Raw genomic sequence first — 413 nt, 5'->3', positions numbered from 1 at the left:
GTCAAGCATGGTACGAAACGCTGGCGGCGCACCGGACATTTCCAGACCGACATCAAAACCTTCGGTCATGCCTAACTCCGCCATCACGTCATTGAGATTTTCTTTGGCGACGTTAACCGCACGGGTGATACCCATTTTACGCGCCAGCTCAAGGCGGTATTCGTTAACATCAGTGATCACCACATTGCGTGCACCAACGTGTTTCGCCACCGCCGCTGCCATAATACCAATCGGGCCTGCACCAGAAACCAGCACATCTTCGCCCACCAGATCAAACGACAGCGCGGTATGCACGGCGTTACCGAAGGGATCAAAAATTGCGGCTAAGTCATCGGAAATATTGTCGGGGATTTTGAAGGCGTTGAATGCCGGGATCACCAGATATTCGGCAAAGCAGCCCGGGCGATTAACAC

1 protein-coding gene is annotated in these 413 nt (G+C 53.3%); it reads right to left on the bottom strand.

Annotated features, from left to right (window positions below; genetic code table 11):
• Nucleotides 1–413: zinc-binding dehydrogenase (locus EVJ33_RS15805; protein ID WP_145963189.1), on the bottom strand; the 413-nt coding region annotated here is incomplete at both ends.

It is taken from the genome of Exiguobacterium sp. SL-10 (assembly GCF_004337025.1).
In the GTDB taxonomy this organism is placed as follows: Bacteria; Bacillota; Bacilli; order Exiguobacteriales; family Exiguobacteriaceae; genus Exiguobacterium.
This window is presented reverse-complemented; position numbering and strand designations above follow the sequence as displayed.